Genomic DNA, 533 nt, shown 5'->3' on the forward strand with positions numbered 1-533 from the left:
AAATCAGTATTCAGAATATATGCTTTGGTGTTATTGATTGGTTTACCGATTGGCACTGTGCTTTGTTCCTTCCACTCTCCCGGTACATTAAAATAAGTAGAAAATGTCGTATTCTCAGTAGGTCCATACACGTGTGTCAATGTGAATTTTTTAAGTGAGAGGGCTTTTTTGACATGGTGAACAGAAACTGCTTCCCCTCCCATCAGTAGCTGCCTCAAATTTTGTAATGAACTTGGATGATGATCAACCATTAGGTTAAATAATGCGGTTGTCAAAAATAGAATCGTAACATTTTCAGTTTCTAACTTCTGGGATATTTCATCAAGTGTAGGACGATTCGACTCAATTATAATCATTTTATTTCCATTTAATAAGCTTCCCCAAATTTCAAAAGTAGAAGCATCAAATGATATTGGAGATAACTGTAAATATATGTGTGGCGCATTAAAATCTACATAGTCCGTACCTTTTACTAGGCGACTAATATTAGAATGAATAATTTGAACTCCTTTGGGTGTCCCCGTGGTCCCTGA

1 protein-coding gene is annotated in these 533 nt (G+C 36.0%); it reads right to left on the reverse strand.

The annotated features are described in order from the left end of the window. Positions 1-533: AMP-binding protein (locus EYB29_RS09870; RefSeq protein WP_166627154.1), on the reverse strand; the 533-nt coding region annotated here is incomplete at both ends.

Source organism: Jeotgalicoccus sp. S0W5 (genome assembly GCF_011634875.1).
GTDB lineage: Bacteria > Bacillota > Bacilli > Staphylococcales > Salinicoccaceae > Jeotgalicoccus > Jeotgalicoccus marinus.